The organism is Endozoicomonas sp. ONNA1 (assembly GCF_024606325.1).
Taxonomy (GTDB): domain Bacteria; phylum Pseudomonadota; class Gammaproteobacteria; order Pseudomonadales; family Endozoicomonadaceae; genus Endozoicomonas_A.
The window spans coordinates 1-1,031 of sequence record NZ_JAHHPN010000191.1 but is presented as its reverse complement, the minus strand read 5'-3'; the positions used below and the strand labels follow the sequence as shown (position 1 = coordinate 1,031).

General features: G+C 38.8%; 1 protein-coding gene and 1 pseudogene. One reads left to right on the top strand and one right to left on the bottom strand.

All coding sequences use genetic code 11. From position 1 onward, the window contains the following. Positions 1–605, top strand: a 605-nt coding sequence (locus KDK19_RS04425) for a DUF6716 putative glycosyltransferase (protein WP_257291408.1), incomplete at its 5' end; no start/stop codon positions are given. Between the two features lie 119 nt (positions 606–724). On the opposite strand, the pseudogene KDK19_RS04420 reads toward KDK19_RS04425, so the two are convergent. Next, positions 725–1,031: pseudogene (locus KDK19_RS04420) on the bottom strand (hypothetical protein); the annotation flags it as partial.

Genomic DNA, 1,031 nt, shown 5'->3' with positions numbered 1-1,031 from the left:
TAATAAAGCCCCGTTGCAAACTCGGCGGCAGAACAATTCATAAACAAATATGGCACCTTGAAAGAATAAGAAAATTACTGAAATTAAAATTTCCGGATAATTTGCGATTTACCTACGAACCGGTCGAAGAAATCCTTCAGCACACTGCCCTATGCATTACTGTCAGTTCAACTGTCGCAATAGAGGCTATGGCTCGTGGCATCCCAACAGCCATTGTAAGTGATTTTGGGGTACGAAAAGATATTCATACAGCCAGCTTTGTAGGCAGTGGATGCCTGGCAACCTTTGATCAACTGGCTGCTGGGTGTGTGCCTAAGGTTAACCGACAGTGGTTAGAAAAAAATGTAAAAACACCTGATTTGGAGGCATTAAAAATAAAACTAAATGAGCTTCTGGTTATTAAAAATAAAGGCCTGCTACCACATCGTCATATGCCTAATGGAGCTTTTTCAAAAGTACCGGATAACAGGCCATTATTGTTAAAAAGAATGAAAAAGCTAACGAGTGATCCAATAGGATTCTGTAATGACTCCAGGTATAAAGTTTTAAGAAATTTTGCAATATTTCTCGACTCAAAAACCAATAAACAGGGAATCTCACAATAAAGACTGACCCACACAACATATTTTATATGTAGTAGCCACAATCAGTAGCCACAATCTGTTATGACACTTACCCGACAGAAGCCGTTTGCACCATTAGCTCAGAGATTGAGTACACTGTTTTAGAAGTTTTCTATTTTTTTCTCAATAGTGTCGCGTAAACCTTCCGGAATGAGATCCTTATATTTTTTTAAATATCTTACAATGATAGGTTCATCAAGATAGCTATCAATTCTATTCAATCTTGACCAGATAACACCACTTTTAACTAACTTCGCTGGCGACCCGGCCCATACCGAAAATGGCGTCGTTTTCCCTGTAACAATTGAGTTAATACCAACGCTACTACATGGTTGGATTTGCGCCCCTTTCAAAACGGTTACATTTTTTCCTATCCAGCAATAGTCACCCACTTCAATACTCTTCCAT